This window comes from Bacillus sp. ISL-51 (genome assembly GCF_018613535.1).
Classification (GTDB): domain Bacteria; phylum Bacillota; class Bacilli; order Bacillales; family Bacillaceae; genus Bacillus.
Map to the genome: position 1 here is coordinate 110,087 of NZ_JAGGQB010000006.1, position 17,745 is coordinate 127,831.

The 17,745-nt window shown below is 45.9% G+C and carries 18 protein-coding genes and 1 other annotated feature; of the genes, 16 read left to right on the forward strand and 2 right to left on the reverse strand.

All coding sequences use genetic code 11. The features are described 5' to 3' along the window. The first annotated feature begins 53 nt into the window (after positions 1-53). From dnaB to thrS, 5 genes are all read left to right on the forward strand, one after another. Positions 54-1,466 carry a replicative helicase loading/DNA remodeling protein DnaB gene (gene dnaB / locus J7E26_RS09195; RefSeq protein WP_214804030.1) on the forward strand — a complete coding sequence of 471 codons (1,413 nt, stop codon included), beginning with the start codon at positions 54-56 and terminating at the stop codon, positions 1,464-1,466. Positions 1,467-1,490: 24 nt separating this feature from the next. Then, entirely contained in the window at positions 1,491-2,426 is a 936-nt protein-coding gene (dnaI, locus tag J7E26_RS09200; protein WP_214813268.1) for a primosomal protein DnaI, read from the forward strand. Between the two features lie 33 nt (positions 2,427-2,459). After that, positions 2,460-3,101 carry a TVP38/TMEM64 family protein gene (locus tag J7E26_RS09205; protein WP_214813270.1) on the forward strand — a complete coding sequence of 214 codons (642 nt, stop codon included), beginning with the start codon at positions 2,460-2,462 and terminating at the stop codon, positions 3,099-3,101. Positions 3,102-3,166: 65 nt separating this feature from the next. Further along, positions 3,167-3,997, forward strand: a complete 831-nt coding sequence (gene ytxC, locus J7E26_RS09210; protein ID WP_214813273.1) for a putative sporulation protein YtxC — start codon at positions 3,167-3,169, stop codon at positions 3,995-3,997. 408 nt (positions 3,998-4,405) lie between these two features. After that, positions 4,406-6,337: a threonine--tRNA ligase gene (thrS, locus tag J7E26_RS09215; protein WP_214804034.1), complete on the forward strand. Its 1,932-nt coding sequence runs from the start codon at positions 4,406-4,408 to the stop codon at positions 6,335-6,337. A gap of 319 nt (positions 6,338-6,656) precedes the next feature. Here the strand turns inward: thrS and J7E26_RS09220 are convergent, their stop codons facing one another. Continuing rightward, positions 6,657-7,454, reverse strand: coding sequence for an HAD family hydrolase (locus J7E26_RS09220; RefSeq protein ID WP_214813276.1), 798 nt, complete (start codon positions 7,452-7,454; stop codon positions 6,657-6,659). 179 nt (positions 7,455-7,633) lie between these two features. Here J7E26_RS09220 and J7E26_RS09225 point away from each other — a divergent pair, with 179 nt between their 5' ends. The 8 genes from J7E26_RS09225 to J7E26_RS09260 all read left to right on the forward strand — a co-directional run bounded on the left by J7E26_RS09225 (position 7,634) and on the right by J7E26_RS09260 (position 13,273). Further along, a complete protein-coding gene (locus J7E26_RS09225) occupies positions 7,634-9,415 on the forward strand; it encodes a sensor histidine kinase (protein WP_214813279.1) in 1,782 nt (593 codons plus the stop codon). Beyond that, positions 9,393-10,127, forward strand: a complete 735-nt coding sequence (locus tag J7E26_RS09230) for a LytR/AlgR family response regulator transcription factor (protein WP_214813283.1) — start codon at positions 9,393-9,395, stop codon at positions 10,125-10,127. The genes J7E26_RS09225 and J7E26_RS09230 overlap by 23 nt, the downstream gene beginning before the upstream one ends. A gap of 130 nt (positions 10,128-10,257) precedes the next feature. After that, positions 10,258-10,698 carry an antiholin-like murein hydrolase modulator LrgA gene (gene lrgA / locus J7E26_RS09235; RefSeq protein ID WP_214813296.1) on the forward strand — a complete coding sequence of 147 codons (441 nt, stop codon included), beginning with the start codon at positions 10,258-10,260 and terminating at the stop codon, positions 10,696-10,698. Between the two features lie 12 nt (positions 10,699-10,710). After that, positions 10,711-11,394 (forward strand): antiholin-like protein LrgB, encoded by a 684-nt coding sequence (gene lrgB / locus J7E26_RS09240; RefSeq protein ID WP_214797991.1) that lies wholly within the window; start codon positions 10,711-10,713, stop codon positions 11,392-11,394. Positions 11,395-11,635: 241 nt separating this feature from the next. Further along, positions 11,636-11,766: a sequence feature (ribosomal protein L20 leader region), on the forward strand. Between the two features lie 59 nt (positions 11,767-11,825). Further along, positions 11,826-12,347 (forward strand): translation initiation factor IF-3, encoded by a 522-nt coding sequence (gene infC / locus J7E26_RS09245; RefSeq protein ID WP_071543361.1) that lies wholly within the window; start codon positions 11,826-11,828, stop codon positions 12,345-12,347. 12 nt (positions 12,348-12,359) lie between these two features. Further along, positions 12,360-12,560, forward strand: coding sequence for a 50S ribosomal protein L35 (rpmI, locus tag J7E26_RS09250; protein WP_003152493.1), 201 nt, complete (start codon positions 12,360-12,362; stop codon positions 12,558-12,560). Positions 12,561-12,591: 31 nt separating this feature from the next. After that, complete coding sequence (gene rplT / locus J7E26_RS09255; RefSeq protein WP_003152495.1) at positions 12,592-12,951, forward strand: 50S ribosomal protein L20; 360 nt, start codon at positions 12,592-12,594, stop codon at positions 12,949-12,951. Between the two features lie 55 nt (positions 12,952-13,006). After that, positions 13,007-13,273, forward strand: coding sequence for a DUF1294 domain-containing protein (locus tag J7E26_RS09260; protein ID WP_214797993.1), 267 nt, complete (start codon positions 13,007-13,009; stop codon positions 13,271-13,273). Positions 13,274-13,289: 16 nt separating this feature from the next. Here the strand turns inward: J7E26_RS09260 and J7E26_RS09265 are convergent, their stop codons facing one another. Beyond that, a complete protein-coding gene (locus J7E26_RS09265) occupies positions 13,290-13,682 on the reverse strand; it encodes a sigma-w pathway protein ysdB (RefSeq protein WP_214797995.1) in 393 nt (130 codons plus the stop codon). A 181-nt stretch (positions 13,683-13,863) separates the two neighbouring features. On the opposite strand from J7E26_RS09265, the gene J7E26_RS09270 reads away from it, so the two are divergent. The 3 genes from J7E26_RS09270 (at position 13,864) to araA (ending at position 17,745) form a co-directional block, all read left to right on the forward strand. After that, complete coding sequence (locus J7E26_RS09270; protein WP_214797997.1) at positions 13,864-14,949, forward strand: M42 family metallopeptidase; 1,086 nt, start codon at positions 13,864-13,866, stop codon at positions 14,947-14,949. A 148-nt stretch (positions 14,950-15,097) separates the two neighbouring features. Beyond that, positions 15,098-16,072, forward strand: a complete 975-nt coding sequence (abnA, locus tag J7E26_RS09275) for an arabinan endo-1,5-alpha-L-arabinosidase AbnA (RefSeq protein ID WP_214797999.1) — start codon at positions 15,098-15,100, stop codon at positions 16,070-16,072. A gap of 179 nt (positions 16,073-16,251) precedes the next feature. Next, positions 16,252-17,745, forward strand: a complete 1,494-nt coding sequence (gene araA, locus J7E26_RS09280; RefSeq protein WP_214798001.1) for an L-arabinose isomerase — start codon at positions 16,252-16,254, stop codon at positions 17,743-17,745.

The following is a 17,745-nucleotide window of genomic DNA, read 5'->3' on the forward strand; positions in this document are numbered from 1 at the left end:
TAAGAGAAACGGTGTAAAATGAGAGTAGAAACATATCGGAAGGTTTGAGAATCATGGCTGACTATTGGAAAGACGTATTGCCTGTAGACCCTTATACGGTTAAAAGCCGTTCGCTTCTTCAGGATATTGACAGACAAATTTTGACACAGCTGTATCAGCCGCTGATCGGTTCTTTTGCATTCTCTCTTTATATGACATTATGGGGAGAGCTTGAGCAAAACCGCCTGTGGGGCACAGAATCCACACACAGGCAGCTGATGGGAATGACGCAGTCGAATTTAAAAAAGATTCACCATGAACAGGGGAAGCTTGAAGGAATCGGTTTATTAAAAGTGTATATCCGGGAATCCGAACAAGAGGAGCGGAAGTTTATCTATGAGCTTCTGCCGCCGCTCAGGCCGAATGAATTTTTTGAAGACGGCATGCTGAATGTCTTTCTTTATAATAGAGTCGGTAAAACGAAATACCAGCAGCTGAGACAATTTTACACACATCCGTCTGTCAGCAGTGACGCAAAGGAGATTACACGTCCGTTTAATCATACCTTTGAATCTTTTCAGCCGAGTGAATGGAAACTTACACCGGATATGGAGGAAACGATGGAATTGGCCGAGGGCTCTGAGTTGGCGTCTGTCGGACAAGCGCCCTCTTATACGGTGACGGAGGAAGTCTTTGACTTTGAGCTGTTTTTGGCGGGACTGTCAGAAACGATGATACCGCGTAAAGCGATCACACAAGATGTACGGGAATGCATTAAAAAGCTGTCGTATTTATATGGAATTGATCCTATCTCTATGCAGCATGTCGCCATGACCGCAATTAATGAGCAAGACGCCATTACGGTTGAAGCGCTAAGAAGAGCGGCAAGCGACTGGTACCAAATAGAACGGAACGGACAGCTTCCGGACTTAATTGATAAAACGCAGCCTGTCAGCCTGAGGGAAAACGGCGAAAAGGATAGCGGGGACTCATTGGATGCCAAGCTTATTGCGCAGCTTGAGACCATCTCGCCGAGAAAGCTTTTGCAAGACATTGCCGACGGCACCGAGCCCTCTAAAGCCGATCTTAAAATCATAGCCGATATTATGTTTGAGCAGAAGCTTGAACCGGGCGTCACCAATGTGCTGATTTATTATGTAATGCTTAAGACGGATATGAAACTGTCCAAAAACTATATACAAAAAATCGCTTCCCACTGGGCCAGAAAAAAGGTAAAAACCGTCAGAGAAGCGATGAAGCTCGCCATTGAAGAGCATAGGCAATATCTCGACTGGGCTGAAGGCAAGACAAACCGGACGGCGCAAAACAAAAAAACCGTCCGGGAAGAAAAACGCCCTGATTGGCTGAAAGAAGAAGAGGCCGGAAAGAAAGCGGATAAGCCGCTTCTTTCCGCAGAGGATCTCGAAGAGCAAAAGAAAAAGATGATGGAAGAAATGAAAAAACTGAAAAAATACTCTGCCTATTAAGACAGAGAAGCGGGGTGATGATGAATGGAACCGATCAGCCGTTCCCTTGAAGGGGTCACAAAGAGGCCTGACTTCCAAAAACGCCTGGAACGAATGCAGCAGCACGTTATGGCTGACAAAGACGTCCAAGCTTTTTTGAAGGAGCAGCAAGACGTTATCGACCAAAGCATGATTGAAAGAAGCTTAAACAAACTGTATGAATTCGTTCAGCAAAGCAAGCAATGCGCCTTTTGCTCGGAAGACAACCAAACGAACAACCTGCTGGATGGCTATCATCCAAAGCTCGTCATAAACGGGCGTTCTATTGATATCGAATATTATGAATGTCCGGAAAAGAGAAAGCTCGACCGGCAGAAAAAACAGCAGTCACTCATGAAGAGCATGTATATTCAGAAGGATCTGCTCGGCGCCACCTTCCAGCAAATTGACATTAACGATCCTAGCAGACTCAGCATGTTCCAGCATGTAACGGATTTTCTGAAGAGCTATAATGAAACGGGCAAAGGCAAGGCGCTTTACCTGTACGGGAAATTCGGAATCGGAAAAACGTTTATTTTAGCCGCCATCGCCAATGAACTGGCGGAGAAAGATTATTCGTCTATGATCGTGTATGTGCCCGAGTTTGTCAGGGAGCTGAAAAACTCGCTCCAAGACAAGTCATTGGAAGAGAAACTGAATATGGTGAAAACAACGCCGGTTCTTATGCTTGATGATATCGGAGCGGAATCAATGACAAGCTGGGTCAGAGACGAAGTCATCGGCACCGTGCTTCAGCACCGAATGAGCCAGCAGCTGCCTACGTTCTTCTCGTCCAATTTTTCACCTGACGAATTAAAGCATCATTTTACGTATTCGCAGCGGGGGGAAAAGGAAGAAGTAAAGGCGGCAAGACTGATGGAGCGGATTTTATATTTGGCTTCGCCGATCCGCCTGGACGGAGAAAACCGCCGCCAATCATAGGGGCTGGCGCGACAAGGGGAAGGATTTGAAGGAATGAGGAATAAAAAGGCTGTCACATGGGCTGCGATTGCAGCGGGAGCGGGACTTTTGTTTTGGGCAAACCGTAAATACCTGAATTTGTCGCCTAAGGACATCCGGCTCTGGGTGTTATCGTTCGGTGTCTTTGCGCCGCTTGTTTTTATCGGGATTTCTGTTGTCAGGCCTTTTGTGCTGTTTCCTGTTTCAGTTGTTTCAATAGCCGGAGGGTTGGCGTTCGGCCCGCTTTTTGGCTCGATGTATACGCTGGCAGGCTCAATGGGGGCTGCCGCTGTGTCTTTTTTAGCGGCGGGCATGTTTTCGTTTAAGCAAGAGAGCCGCCACGGAAAAATGGAAACCATTCAAAAGCAGATGAAAAACAACGGCTTTTTTTACATTTTCATCCTCCGCATCTTACCGATTAATTTCGATGTGATCAGCTACGCCGCAGGCCTTTCCCGGGTCAGGCCGATGACGTACTTTTTGGCGACCGCGGCGGGCATCATTCCGGGGACGATTGTTCTGAACGTGCTCGGCGCGAGCTTTATGTCTGGAAATGCGCTCACAGTGTTCAGCGTGATCTGCCTGTACATCGTTTTTTTATCCCTTCCGATTATCTTTAAAAAGAAGGTGCGCCATTTGTTCGGCGGTCAAAGCTAACCTTTACGTCTATTTTAAAAGCATCCCCCATATACTTGTAACAGATGCCGTAAGGGGGGACAAATATGCTTGAAGTGACCTTTGAAGATGACCACGATACCGCCGCTTTTTTACATCTCATTCAGCAATCGGACGACCGGAGACATTTTATTGTCCGTGAAGGCATAAAAAAAGTCGGAATTGAAAGGGCTGAACCGACTTATTCCGTTCAGCGCTTTATTGAGCCGATCCTGGTCAGGTTTTTTTTGGAATGTAAAGAAGACGAGCATATGCTTTCACTAATTGAAGGAAACTACTGCTTCACGGATCAAGATGAACAGCAGCAAATCCTTCAGCTTGCACACAGCATTATGGAGGGCGATCTTGATGATCATCCGTTTGAGCCGAAAAAGCTGCCGCGCAAGCAGTTTATTTTAGAAGCGCTTCAAACGATTTCTTTGGAAAGCGGCGTTTTTTCCGTGCGTTCGTTTCAGACGTTTCGGCTCGGCGCGTACTATGAACGGCTCAGGGAATACGCGGAGGCTGCGATAGATGAATACCAGATGGAGCAGGAGTACCAAAATTTTATTCAATCATTGAGAGATTACGTTACGTCAAATCCGCCGCGGATGAAAAAAGTCCATATCGTTCATGACCGATCATTTACGCTTTGGGAAATGCGCTTTGTTTCAGAACGGGAACAAAAAAAATACATAGACAGACGGTTTGTGCGGGAGCATCCGATGTATATAGATTCCCATCTGCTTGCGCCGCTGATTTCCATTGCGCCGGAAACGGTAGAGCTCTATACGGACCGGCCGGAGCACATCATGGCAAGAACAATCCAAAACGTTTTTCAGGAACGTGTCCGCCTTTTTCCGCTGGACGAGTTTGCGAAAGAGAAGATGGAAGGGTAGCCGCACGGACGGCCTTGCAAAAAAAGGCAGGACTGTCTGTGCGAAAATAAACAGAAACCGAGTTGCATTTTTCTGCAGGACATTTTATAATACATATCAGATTAATGATTGCTACACGTATTGATAAGGACATGAAGCATTGATACCGGCTTGAAAAGAGAGGAAAGCCCAGGCTGAAAGCTTTCCAGCTATGGATCATTGACTTTACCGCCTTTGAACTTCAGCTGTGAACGCCGGACTAAAGCGCCAGTAATAGCTGACGGGAACTCCCGTTACAGAGTTTAGAGCCGCAAGTGCCGGAACGACGGCCTCGCGGAAAAAAGGGTGGAACCACGATTCCGTTTATTCAACCTCGTCCCTTTCATAGGGGGCGGGGTTTTTGATATGCATAAAAAAGGAGTGACGAAGATGTCAGATATGATCAACATCACATTTCCGGACGGAGCGGTAAAGGAGTTTCCGAAAGGAACGACAACAGAAGATATCGCGGCATCCATCAGTCCGGGATTAAAGAAAAAGTCTTTAGCCGGTAAACTGAACGGACAAGAAATTGATTTGAGAACGCCGATCAATGAGGACGGTGCCGTAGAAATTATTACAGAAGGTACAGAAGAAGGCTTGAGCATCATGCGCCACAGCACGGCTCACTTATTGGCCCAGGCGATTAAACGCATTTACAAAGATGTAAAATTCGGGGTCGGCCCCGTCATTGAAAACGGATTTTATTATGACATTGAAATGGAGCAGGCGCTGACACCGGATGACCTTCCGAAGATTGAAAAAGAAATGAAACGCATCGTGGGCGAAAATCTTCCGATCATCAGAAAAGAAGTGAGCCGTGACGAAGCGAAAGCAATGTTTGCGGAAATCGGCGATAATCTGAAGCTTGAACTGCTTGACGCCATTCCGGAGGACGAAACCGTTACCATTTATGAGCAGGGCGAATTTTTTGACCTGTGCCGCGGCGTGCATGTTCCGTCCACAGGAAAAATTAAAGAATTCAAGCTGTTAAGCCTTGCAGGCGCGTACTGGCGCGGCGACAGCAAGAATCAAATGCTTCAGCGCATCTACGGAACGGCATTCTTCAAAAAGGATGACCTGAAAGAGCATTTGCGTATGCTTGAGGAAGCGAAAGAGCGCGACCACAGAAAACTCGGCAAAGAATTAAAATTGTTCGCCAACTCTCAAAAAGTCGGACAAGGGCTTCCGCTTTGGCTGCCAAAAGGCGCGACTATCCGCCGTGTCATCGAGCGTTACATCGTGGATAAAGAGCTGAGCCTCGGCTATGAGCACGTGTATACACCTGTGCTTGGAAGCAAGGATCTGTACGAAACATCAGGGCACTGGGAGCATTATCAGGACGGCATGTTCCCTCCGATGGAAATGGACAACGAAACACTTGTGCTTCGTCCGATGAACTGCCCGCATCATATGATGATTTACAAACAAGACATTCACAGTTACCGCGAGCTTCCGATCCGCATCGCCGAGCTCGGAACGATGCACCGCTATGAAATGTCAGGTGCTCTGTCAGGGCTTCAGCGCGTGCGCGGCATGACGTTAAATGACGCTCACATTTTCGTCCGCCCTGATCAGATTAAAGAGGAATTCATCCGCACCGTCCGTTTAATTCAAGACGTATATGAAGACTTCGGGCTGAGCGATTACACATTCCGTTTATCTTACCGCGATCCGGAAGACACGGAGAAATATTTTGATGATGATGAGATGTGGAACAAGGCGCAATCTATGCTGAAAGCCGCAATGGATGAAATCGGCCATGATTATTATGAGGCTGAAGGCGAAGCGGCATTTTACGGACCTAAGCTTGATGTGCAAGTGAAAACAGCGATCGGCAAAGAAGAAACATTGTCAACTGTACAGCTTGATTTCCTTCTTCCGGAACGCTTTGATCTCACTTACGTCGGCGAAGACGGCAAACAGCACCGCCCTGTCGTTATTCACCGCGGCGTCGTGTCAACAATGGAGCGTTTCGTTGCTTTCTTAATCGAAGAGCACAAAGGCGCCCTTCCGACATGGCTTGCCCCGGTTCAGTTCCAGGTTATCCCGGTATCGCCTGCCGTGCATCTTGACTACGCGAAAAAAGTGCAGGAACGCCTGCAGCGCGAAGGCTTGCGCGTTGAGCTTGACAGCCGTGACGAAAAAATCGGCTACAAGATCCGCGAAGCGCAAATGCAAAAAATACCGTACATGCTTGTAGTCGGAGACCAAGAAGCAGAAAACGGCGCCGTAAACGTCCGGAAATACGGAGAGCAGAAATCAGAAACCGTTTCACTGGATGACTTTGTGAAAAAAGCAGTATCCGAAGCGAAAAAATAATAAGTGAACCACAAAAACCCCATTCATATTAATGGGGTTTTTTTAAAAGGACAAAAAGATGTTCATGTAAAAAGATTACGGACAGCGCTGCATGTGTGAAAGGTAATGGAAAGACCAAATACGTAGACAGGGGAAGCGGAAGAAGTGTGCTGAAAGACATTTGGGGAAACGGAATTGGCGGCAATGATCAAGACGATTCCGGTATTCAAAAAGTGATTTTAAACGAGAATACTATAACACTATAGTGATGGGGAGATTTAATGAAGTGGCATCCGGAAAAGAGAATAGATAAGGTATGTAAACTCCTTATCTATTCTTATCATGCATCTCTATTTTTTTTCTCTAATATCGCAAACAGCTCGTGAAGATCGCCGATCACGTAATCAGGGGTTACATCCGTTTCATTTTTCTTCCCTGTCCGGTTAACCCAGACAGTCGTGATGCCTGCCCGCTTGGCTCCTAAAATATCTGTGTTGAGGTTATCGCCGACCATAATGGCCTCCTCTTTTTTCAGATGCAAGAGACCCAGGCAATGTTCAAATATAGACGCATCGGGTTTTCCTTTTCCGAAAGCGCCTGAGATGACAATTTCATTAAAGTAAGGAGCAAGTTCAGGCACCCCGGCAAGCTTTTCCTTTTGCAGGCTCGGGTCGCCGTTTGTCAGCATGAGAAGTTCATAATTTCCTTTCAGCTGATCAAGCACCGCAAATGTTTCATCGTATACATACGGGCGCTGGCGGCGTTCTGCCGCAAAAAACTCTGCCAAATATTCTCCGTAAGCCGCATCGTCAATGCCGACACTTTTCAGGCCGTTTGTCCATGCGTTCCGTCTGTACTCGGGTGCAATTTGATTCAATTTTTTAAACCCTTCGCTGACCGGTTCGGAAAAATTCGCCCATAACCCTTCAAACGGATTGATGCCGATCATGACCGTATAAGGATAGGTTTCGTATGACATATATAATTCCCGTGCGGCTTTTCGAACCGCTGCTTCAAATGTGTGCAGGTCAAGGCCATATTTTTTTTTCGCTTGCAAACACGTTTCTCTAAATGTTGTTCTGACGCTTTTTTCATCCCATAACAGTGTATCGTCCAAATCAAAAAATACGGCTTTCATGATTTTCTCCTCTTTTTCATATTCTCACACTCTGCCATTAGGCTCCCGTTTATTCTACAATAGATACAAGACCTGTTAAAGGTCTGTTTTCAGATGATTTCAAAAAAAGGTATAATGCGCGGTTCTGTCTCCGATGCCGAAACATGATAAAATAAAATTTGAAAGAACAGGTGAATGACATGCTGCATTTAATGATTATGATGCTGGAGAGAGTCGGCATTATCGTGATATTGGGATTTGTTTTGGCCCATACCAAATTGTTCAGACAGGCGCTCCAGCATCCCGAAAGCTATAAAGGAAAAGCAGTGCTGATTTCTATCTTTTCATTATTCAGCATTATCAGCAACTATACGGGAATTGAGATTCAGCGGAATATGATCATGAATAATGACTGGGTGTTTCAAATTGATCCGTCCGGCTCCATCGCCAATACGCGGATTATGGGTGTTGAAATCGGCGGTCTCTTAGGCGGGCCGTATGTAGGAATCGGCGTCGGCTTGTTGGCCGGTCTCCATCGCTTATCGCTCGGAGGCGCAACCGCTGTCAGTTGCGCCGTCTCTTCCATTTTAGCGGGCATTTTGTCCGGCTTGATCGGCCGTTATTTCAGAAAACGCTACGTGATGCCGACACCGAAAGTGGCGGCGCTTGTCGGGATCGGGATGGAATCTTTGCAAATGCTTCTTATCCTGCTTTTGGCCAAGCCGTTTTCCGATGCTTGGACGCTTGTGAGTATGATCGGCATCCCGATGATATTGATTAATGGATCAGGGACCTTCATTTTTCTCTCAATCATTCAATCCATCATCCGCAAAGAAGAACGGGCGAGAGCGCTTGAAACCCACAGAGTGCTGATGATTGCCGACCAGACGCTGCCTTTTTTCCGCCAAGGGCTGAATGAAAGCTCCTGTAAAAGCGTAGCGTCCATTATTCACGAACAAACGGGGACGGACGCGGTATCGCTTACGGATAATGAAAAAATTCTAGCGCATGTCGGTGCAGGTGCTGATCACCATATCCCGTCGAAAAGCCTGATTACGGGCTTATCTAAACGGGTCATAAAAACAGGGCATATTATGAAAGCGACATCAAAGGAAGAAATTGAATGCACGCACAGCCACTGTCCGCTGCATGCGGCGATTGTTTTGCCCCTCACGTCAAACGGCAAAACGATCGGCACATTGAAAATGTATTTTAAAAGCCCGTCGGGACTAAGCCAGGTAGAGGAGGAACTCGCTGAGGGTCTGGCTATGCTGTTTTCTACCCAGCTTGAGCTTGGCGAAGCGGAGCTGCAAAGCAAGCTGCTGAAGGATGCAGAAATTAAGGCGCTCCAAGCACAGGTGAATCCGCATTTTCTGTTTAATGCGATCAACACGATTTCTGCCCTTTGCCGCACGGATGTGGAGAAAACCCGTAAGCTTCTCCTGCAGCTCAGCGTCTATTTCCGTTCCAATCTGCAAGGCGCAAGACAGCTGGTAATCCCGCTTTCCAAGGAGCTGAACCATCTGCACGCTTACTTATCATTAGAACAGGCCCGTTTTCCCGGGAAATATAAAATCGGTCTGGATATCGAAAGCGGATTGGAGGAAATCGAAATTCCCCCTTTTGTGCTGCAAATCCTTGTAGAAAATGCACTCCGCCACGCTTTTTCAAAGAAACAAGACAGCTGCGCCGTCAATGTCCGCGTGGTGTCCGAGGGTCCGTCAGTCTTGATGCAGGTGGCGGATAACGGACGGGGAGTGAAACCGGAATTGTTATCTGTACTCGGAAACCGTCCGTTTCCGTCCAAAGAAGGGACGGGGACGGCGCTTTACAACTTAAATCAGCGGCTGATCGGTTTATTCGGCCAAAAAGCCGCTCTGCAAATGAAAAGTGAGGTCGGAAAAGGGACAGAAGTATCATTTGAGCTGCCCTTGAAACTGATGAGTAAAGGAGAAGAACATGCTGAAGGTGTTAATCGTTGATGATGAAATGCTCGCAAGAGATGAATTAGCCTACTTGCTCAAGCGGACGAATGAGGTAAGTGAGATAAACGAGGCGGAAAATATAGAATCCGCCTTTGACAGCATGATGGATCAAAAACCGGATTTGTTGTTTTTAGACGTTGATTTGTCAGGAGAAAACGGATTTGACATCGCCAAGCGGCTGAAAAATATGAAACACCCGCCGGCCGTTGTGTTCGCCACGGCATATGACCAATTCGCTTTAAAAGCCTTCGAAGTGGATGCGCTTGATTATTTAACAAAACCTTTTGATGAGGAAAGGGTGCGGCAGACGATCAGAAAGTTTAAAAGAGTCAAGCGGGATAAGGCAGGAGCCGCCGCTGAGCAGTCCGCCGCATCCGGTCCTCATAAGCTCGCTGTATCTGCCGGTGAATCAATTGTCATTTTAGATACAAAGGATATTATTTTTACAGGGATGGAGGACGGGCACGTATCCGTCAAAACCTTTGCCGCCTCTTATTCTGTTAATGAGGCCTTGGCGGTTATTGAGAAAAAACTGCCTGATACGGATTTTATGAGGGTGCATCGCGCCTTCATCGTCAATACAGAGCATATTACAGAAATTCATCCGTGGTTTAATTCGACGTACAACCTCATCATGAAAGACGGCTCGAAAATCCCCGTAAGCCGTACTTACGCAAAGGACTTAAAGAAGCTGCTTCATATTTCATGAAGCAGCTTTCTGCATTTCACCAGCCGTTTTTTGCATTTCGGAATGAATATCCTGCCATTTAATATGAAAGCGCTTTATACACGTTTTTCTCTTTTATAATGAAGGCAACAAAGAGAAAGAGGTGAAGAAAATGAGTGCGAAAAAAGTGTATGGATTTTTGACACAAGCATTTATTTTTGCCGTAATTATGCTGATATCTAATGGGATTGCAGCGATTGTCCCCATTCCTATACCCGCTTCTGTCGTAGGTTTGGTGTTATTATTTGTCCTCTTATGTCTGAAAGTGATTAAGCTTGAACAAGTAGAAACGCTGGGAACATCATTAACGTCACTGATCGGATTTTTATTTGTCCCGTCGGGCATCTCCGTGATGAATTCACTTGGCGTCATGCAGCAGTACGGCGTGCAAATCGCACTCGTGATCTTACTCGCTACCATTATCCTGCTGGGAGTGACCGGTCTTTTTTCTCAATTTATTCTGTCTGTCAGCAAAAAACGCCAAAAGTCCACTCCGGCTGAAAAAGCAGGGGTGCGCCATTCCAATCAAGAAAAAGAGCTTGTGCAGCATTAGGAGGGAAAACGGATGAGTCCATATTTCGGTATTGTCGTTTCACTTGCAGCCTTTGGCATCGGTACTTTTTTATTCAAGAAAACGAAAGGCTTTTTCCTTTTCACCCCGCTGTTTGTCGCAATGGTGCTGGGAATCGTCTTTCTGAAGCTCGGCGGTTTTTCATACGATGATTATAAAAGCGGCGGGGACATTATTAAGTTTTTCCTGGAACCGGCGACCATTGCTTTTGCCATTCCTTTGTATAAGCAAAGAGACAAGCTCAAAAAGTATTGGTGGCAGATTATGTCGTCCATCATTGTCGGCTCTGTCTGCTCAGTCACCATTGTTTATTTGATCGCAAAAGGTATCAATCTTGACGCGGCTGTCATGAAAAGCATGCTTCCGCAGGCGGCGACAACGGCAATTGCCCTGCCTTTGTCAAAAGACATCGGCGGCATCAGCGACATTACCGCCTTTGCCGTTATTTTCAACGCCGTAATCGTATACGCCCTCGGCGCTTTATTCTTAAAACTGTTTAAAGTGAAACATCCGATCTCTAAAGGATTGGCCCTCGGCACATCAGGGCACGCACTCGGTGTAGCTGTCGGAATTGAGATGGGTGAAGTAGAAGCGGCAATGGCAAGCATTGCGGTTGTAGTTGTCGGGGTTGTAACGGTGCTGGTCATTCCGGTGTTCGTTCAACTTATCGGAGGGTAAGCCAAGGCGGAAGCCTTGGCTTTTTTTACTATGCAGAATTAGCTTCACGAGTTTACGGGAAAAGAGTTTATTAGAAACAGTTTTTCAAGTGAAAATACAGCGATTAGTATGACCGTAACATAATTTCACTTTTTTCCTTGCGTTCACCACAACACCGTGTTAAAATGAAAAAGTTGATCCGGAGAAGTCATTCTTGACTAACGCTCCGGTATTGTGTAGAATAGTTATTGAATTGAATATAAATCACAAGAAGAAGCACCCGCTTCTCACCTGATTGACACATTCATGTAGTTGGCAGGTTGACCGTACATTTTTATTTATGCAGATGTTCGTAGTGTGGGTGTGTAATCATACCCACACTTTTTGTTTGCCTGCAGAATGCAAGTCAAAATGAATTGTGAATCAATTCGAAGAAACTATGGAGGTGGCTCATTATTAGCAAAGATCAATTGGTTAATGAGGGTATCCGTGCACGTGAGGTCCGCTTAATCGGACAAAATGGCGACCAGCTTGGAATCAAGTCCCGTCAGGAAGCACTTGAAATCGCCGGCCGCGCAAATCTTGACCTTGTGTTAGTTGCAGCAAATGCAAAACCGCCTGTCTGCCGCATCATGGACTACGGAAAGTTCAGATTCGAGCAGCAGAAAAAGGACAAAGAAGCACGCAAAAATCAAAAAATCATTAACTTAAAAGAAGTTAGATTAAGTCCGACAATCGATGAGCACGACTTTAACACGAAGTTGCGCAATGCGATTAAATTCCTTGAAAAAGGCGATAAAGTGAAAGCTTCTATCCGCTTTAAAGGACGCGCGATCACGCATAAAGAAATCGGACAGCGCGTATTGGACCGTTTCTCTGAAGCGTGTGCTGAAGTTGCGACAGTTGAAACAAAACCAAAAATGGACGGCCGCAGCATGTTCTTAATGCTTGCGCCGAAAAACGAAAAGCAATAAGGAGGAAATCCCATGCCAAAAATGAAAACTCACCGCGGATCTGCTAAACGTTTTAAAAAGACAGGTTCTGGGAAGTTAAAACGTTCTCATGCATATACAAGTCACTTATTCGCCAACAAATCCCAAAAGCAAAAGCGTAAGCTTCGCAAGGGTGCTATTGTCAGCGCAGGAGACTTCAAACGCATCAAACAACAGCTTGCTAACATCAAGTAATCGGACAAGGAACAATTAGGAGGGAAATCTAATGCCAAGAGTAAAAGGCGGAACTGTTACACGTAAGCGTCGTAAAAAGGTTCTTAAACTAGCAAAAGGTTATTTCGGTTCAAAACATACATTATACAAAGTAGCAAACCAGCAGGTCATGAAATCTGGAAACTATGCATTCCGTGACCGTCGTCAGAAAAAACGTGATTTCCGTAAGCTTTGGATCACGCGTATTAACGCTGCTGCGCGTATGAACGGTCTTTCTTACAGCCGTTTAATGCACGGTCTTAAGCTTTCAGGTATCGAAGTAAACCGTAAAATGCTTGCTGATCTTGCTGTAAACGATCTTACTGCTTTCAATCAGCTTGCTGATGCTGCTAAAGCTCAGTTAGATAAGTAAGCCGCAAAAACCGCTCCCCGAGAGGAGCGGTTTTTTTACGTAAAGGGTGAAACAAATGGCTGTTGTTATATATGCCGTACTAATCAATGGATATGGCTTTTGGATCATGGGCGCTGATAAACGAAGAGCAGAGCTTCACAGGTGGAGAATATCAGAGAAGCGGATATGGCTTGCCGCCGTCATGTTCGGGTCACTTGGCGTATGGCTCGGCATGCACGCCTTCAGGCATAAAACGAAGCACAGATCTTTCGTATACGGGGTGCCGCTGCTCTTTTTCGCGGAATCGGCCCTTGTACTGCTGTATATCATTTATAGGAAATGAGAAAGCAGGAGAGCGCTTATCGCTCGCCTGCTTTTTTTGCTTTTTTTATCGGCTGGTCCCAATCAATCTTGCAATTCGGGTATCGTTCCAGTACCTTTTTTTCAACCTCTTCAAAATCGTCTGCAGAGAAGCCGCTCAGCTTTCCTGGAGCTTCCGTCCATACAAATATGGTATGGATAAACAGCGGGTGGTCTTTGGAAGGGATGTGTTTCTCTCCTTCAAAGAGCACTCCTTTATAAGTAAGCTGAAGATTTTTTCGCGTGTTTTTTTGTTCATCAAAAAAGTAAAAGTTTTCTTTAGATTGAGCCAGTTTGAGCCTTCTTTTTGGATTTGAATAAAACTTTACCGCCATGTAAATAAAATAAACAAGAAGCACAAGCAAAAGAATTCTGAATAATATAATAGCCATTTGTGTGAAGGCACCTCCTCACATTATCATGATCTGATGTAATACGAAAAACAAAACAAAAGGTTTCATTTTTTTAAAAGAAATATGTAAAAACATTTACCCGATTTTCAGGCGAATTAATCGTATGGTTCCGCATTGGTTCTGTATAATAAGAAGAGTAATGAAAAAAAGGAGGTTTATGATGAAAAAATTAGATGAAACGTTAACCATGCTGAAAGCGTTAACTGATGCCAAGGGCATACCGGGAAATGAGAGAGAAGTAAGACAAGTGATGAAATCATACATAGAACCATTTGCCGATGACGTCACGACAGATCGGCTCGGAAGCTTGATCGCCAAAAAAGCCGGACAGGAGAACGGGCCGAAAATCATGATCTCCGGCCATCTGGATGAAGTCGGTTTTATGGTGACGCAAATCACTGATAAAGGGTTTATCCGTTTTCAAACCGTCGGCGGCTGGTGGTCTCAGGTCATGCTGGCCCAGCGCGTCACAATCGTAACGAAAAAAGGCGATATTACGGGGGTTATCGGTTCGAAGCCGCCTCATATTTTACCGCCTGACGCCAGAAAAAAAGCTGCTGATATTAAAGAGATGTTTGTGGATATCGGAGCAACAAGCCGTGAAGAGGCAATGGAATGGGGCGTTCTCCCGGGAGATCAAATTGTCCCGTATTTTGAATTTACGGTGATGAACAATGAAAAACATCTGCTTGCGAAAGCATGGGACAACCGCATCGGCTGCGCGATTGCGATTGATGTATTAAAAAATCTGAAAAACAGTGATCATCCGAATGTCGTATACGGCGTGGGAACGGTCCAGGAAGAAGTCGGGCTCCGCGGAGCAAAAACAGCCGCTCACAACATTCAGCCTGACATCGCGTTCGGTGTGGATGTCGGGATTGCCGGAGATACGCCGGGCATTTCTGAAAAAGAGGCGCAAAGCAAAATCGGCGAAGGGCCGCAGATTATTTTATATGACGCATCAATGGTGTCCCATAAAGGGCTTCGCGATCTCGTCGTGAATACGGCGGAAGAAGCGGGAATTCCTTACCAATTTGACTCCATTGCCGGCGGGGGAACAGATTCCGGTTCGATTCATTTAACCGCAAACGGAGTGCCTGCGCTCTCTATTACGATTGCAACGCGTTACATTCATACAAATGCCGCTATTTTGCATCGTGATGATTATGAGAATACGGTCAAACTGATTACAGAAGTCATTAAAAAATTGGACCGGGAAACGGTCGATCGTATTACATACCAATAAAGATACGGAAGAATCTGCTTTTTTCAGCAGATTCTTTTTTTTGTCTGTACAAATATAAGCGGCGCGGCTACAATAAGAAATAACACGGAAAAATCAGAAAATTTAGGGGGGATCAATCTTTTTGTAAGCGTTTTATTAAAAAGGGGGCATGAACAAAATGAAAAAAAGATTCAAGCGCATCATCCGTTTTTTGTGTGCGGCATTTACAGCCGGTTTGCTGCTGATGTCTGCGTCACCGGCTTCGGCAGCGTTTTGGGGAGCATCAAACGAGTTGCTTCACGATCCGACGATGGCGAAAGAAGGGAACACGTGGTACGCTTTCGGAACCGGCTTGGAGGGTGAGAGAGGGCTGCGTGTTTTAAAGGCGGAAAGCAGCGGCGTGTGGACCGTTCAAAAATCAATCTTTTCAGCCCCGCTGTCATGGTGGAGCAATTATGTGCCGAATTACGGGCTTAATCAGTGGGCGCCGGATATTCAATATTACAACGGAAAGTATTGGCTTTACTATGCCGTATCCTCCTTTGGAAAAAACACCTCTGCCATCGGCCTCGCGTCATCAGCAAGCCTCAGTTCAGGCAATTGGAAGGATGAAGGACTTGTCATCCGTTCAACAAGCGCAAATGATTACAATGCGATTGATCCGGAACTGACAATCGATAAAGACGGAAATCCGTGGCTTGCGTTCGGTTCTTTTTGGAGCGGCATTAAATTGACAAAGCTTGATAAAAACACAATGAAACCGGCGGGCTCTCTCTATTCCATCGCTGCCAGACCGAATAACAGCGGCGCCCTTGAAGCTCCGTCTATCACATATCAAAACGGCTACTATTATTTGATGGTGTCATTTGATAAGTGCTGTGCAGGTGTAAATAGTACGTACAAAATTGCCTATGGAAGGTCAAAAAGCATGACGGGCCCTTATCTCGATAGAAGCGGGAAAAGCATGACGGAAGGAGGGGGCTCGATTCTCGATTCCGGCAATAATCGCTGGATAGGGCCGGGCGGTCAAGATATTGTAAACGGAAATATTTTGGTGCGCCACGCGTATGACGCCGAAAACAATGGGATTCCGAAGATGTTAATTAACGATATTGATTGGAGTTCAGGCTGGCCTTCCTATTAATGAGCTGCCGGGCAATTGCGCCTGGCTTTTTTTAGAAATAATAAAAGATTGACAGTTTCATTCCTTCTTAACTATAATAAAATTGTTCGTACAGATAAAACTAAAGTAGTTTATATTTTATATTGGTACGTATATTTGTGATTGTAAACGCTTTATTTTGATGGGAAGGGGAAATGAATGTGCTTCAGATCAAGAATTACGAATTTTGGTTTGTAACGGGAAGCCAGCACTTATATGGAGAGGAAACGCTTAAGCTTGTCGATCAACACGCAAAAGGAATTTGTGAGGGGCTCAGCGGGGTGTCATCCAGATATAAGATCAAGCATAAACCAGTTGTCACATCATCAGAATCGATTAGAGAGCTGCTGAGAGAAGCGCAATATCACGAGAATTGTGCAGGGATTATCACGTGGATGCATACATTTTCTCCAGCGAAGATGTGGATTGAGGGCCTTTCGTCTTACCAAAAGCCCCTTATGCATCTGCATACCCAATATCACCGCGATATTCCATGGGAAACGATCAATATGGATTTTATGAACAGCAACCAATCCGCACACGGAGACCGGGAATACGGCTACATCAATTCAAGGATGAGGCAGACGAGAAAGGTTGTTGCGGGTTATTGGGATGATGAAGAAATCAAACAAGACATCTCCCAATGGATGAGCGCTGCGGCGGCATGGAATGAAAGCAGACATATCAAAGCAGCCCGGTTCGGCGACAACATGCGGAATGTAGCCGTCACGGACGGTGATAAAGTCGGCGCCCAGATTCAATTCGGCTGGCAAGTTGACGGGTACGGAATCGGCGACCTTGTCGAGGTGATGAACAAAGTCACCGAAGCAGAAATAGAAGCGCTTTATGAAGAGTATGACAAACGGTACATCATCAGTGACGAAACAAAACAGGATGAAGCAAAAGTTTCTTCCATAAAAGAACAGGCAAAAATCGAACTCGGTTTGACGGCTTTTCTGGAACAAGGCGGTTATACAGCGTTTACGACATCATTTGAAGTATTGCACGGGATGAAGCAGCTTCCCGGGCTGGCCGTTCAGCGCCTCATGGAAAAAGGGTACGGGTTTGCAGGTGAAGGGGATTGGAAAACGGCTGCCCTCGTGCGCATGATGAAAATAATGGCCGATGGGAAACAAACCTCCTTCATGGAAGACTATACGTATCATTTTGAGCCGGGTCATGCGATGATTCTCGGGTCCCATATGCTTGAAGTGTGCCCGACGGTCGCTCTTGATCAGCCGAAAATTGAAGTTCATCCCCTGTCAATCGGCGGCAAGGAAGATCCGGCCCGGTTTGTATTTAACGGAATTGGCGGTTCGGCCATTATCGCGAGCATTATTGATATCGGGGGTCGCTTCCGCCTCGTGCTGAATGAAGCGGAGGGCCGGGAAGTTGATCATGAAATGCCGAGTTTACCTGTGGCGCGTGTGCTGTGGAAGCCTGAGCCTTCGCTGAAAACGGCTGCGGAAGCGTGGATATTGGCGGGAGGAGCCCATCATACCTGTCTGTCTTATAAGCTGACAGCTGATCAGATGCTCGATTGGGCTGAAATGGCAGGTATCGAAAGCATCTTCATTTCTCGTGACACGAATATCCGCGAACTGAAAAAAGAGCTGAAATGGAATGACGCATTATACCGGTTTGGGGGGATTTGA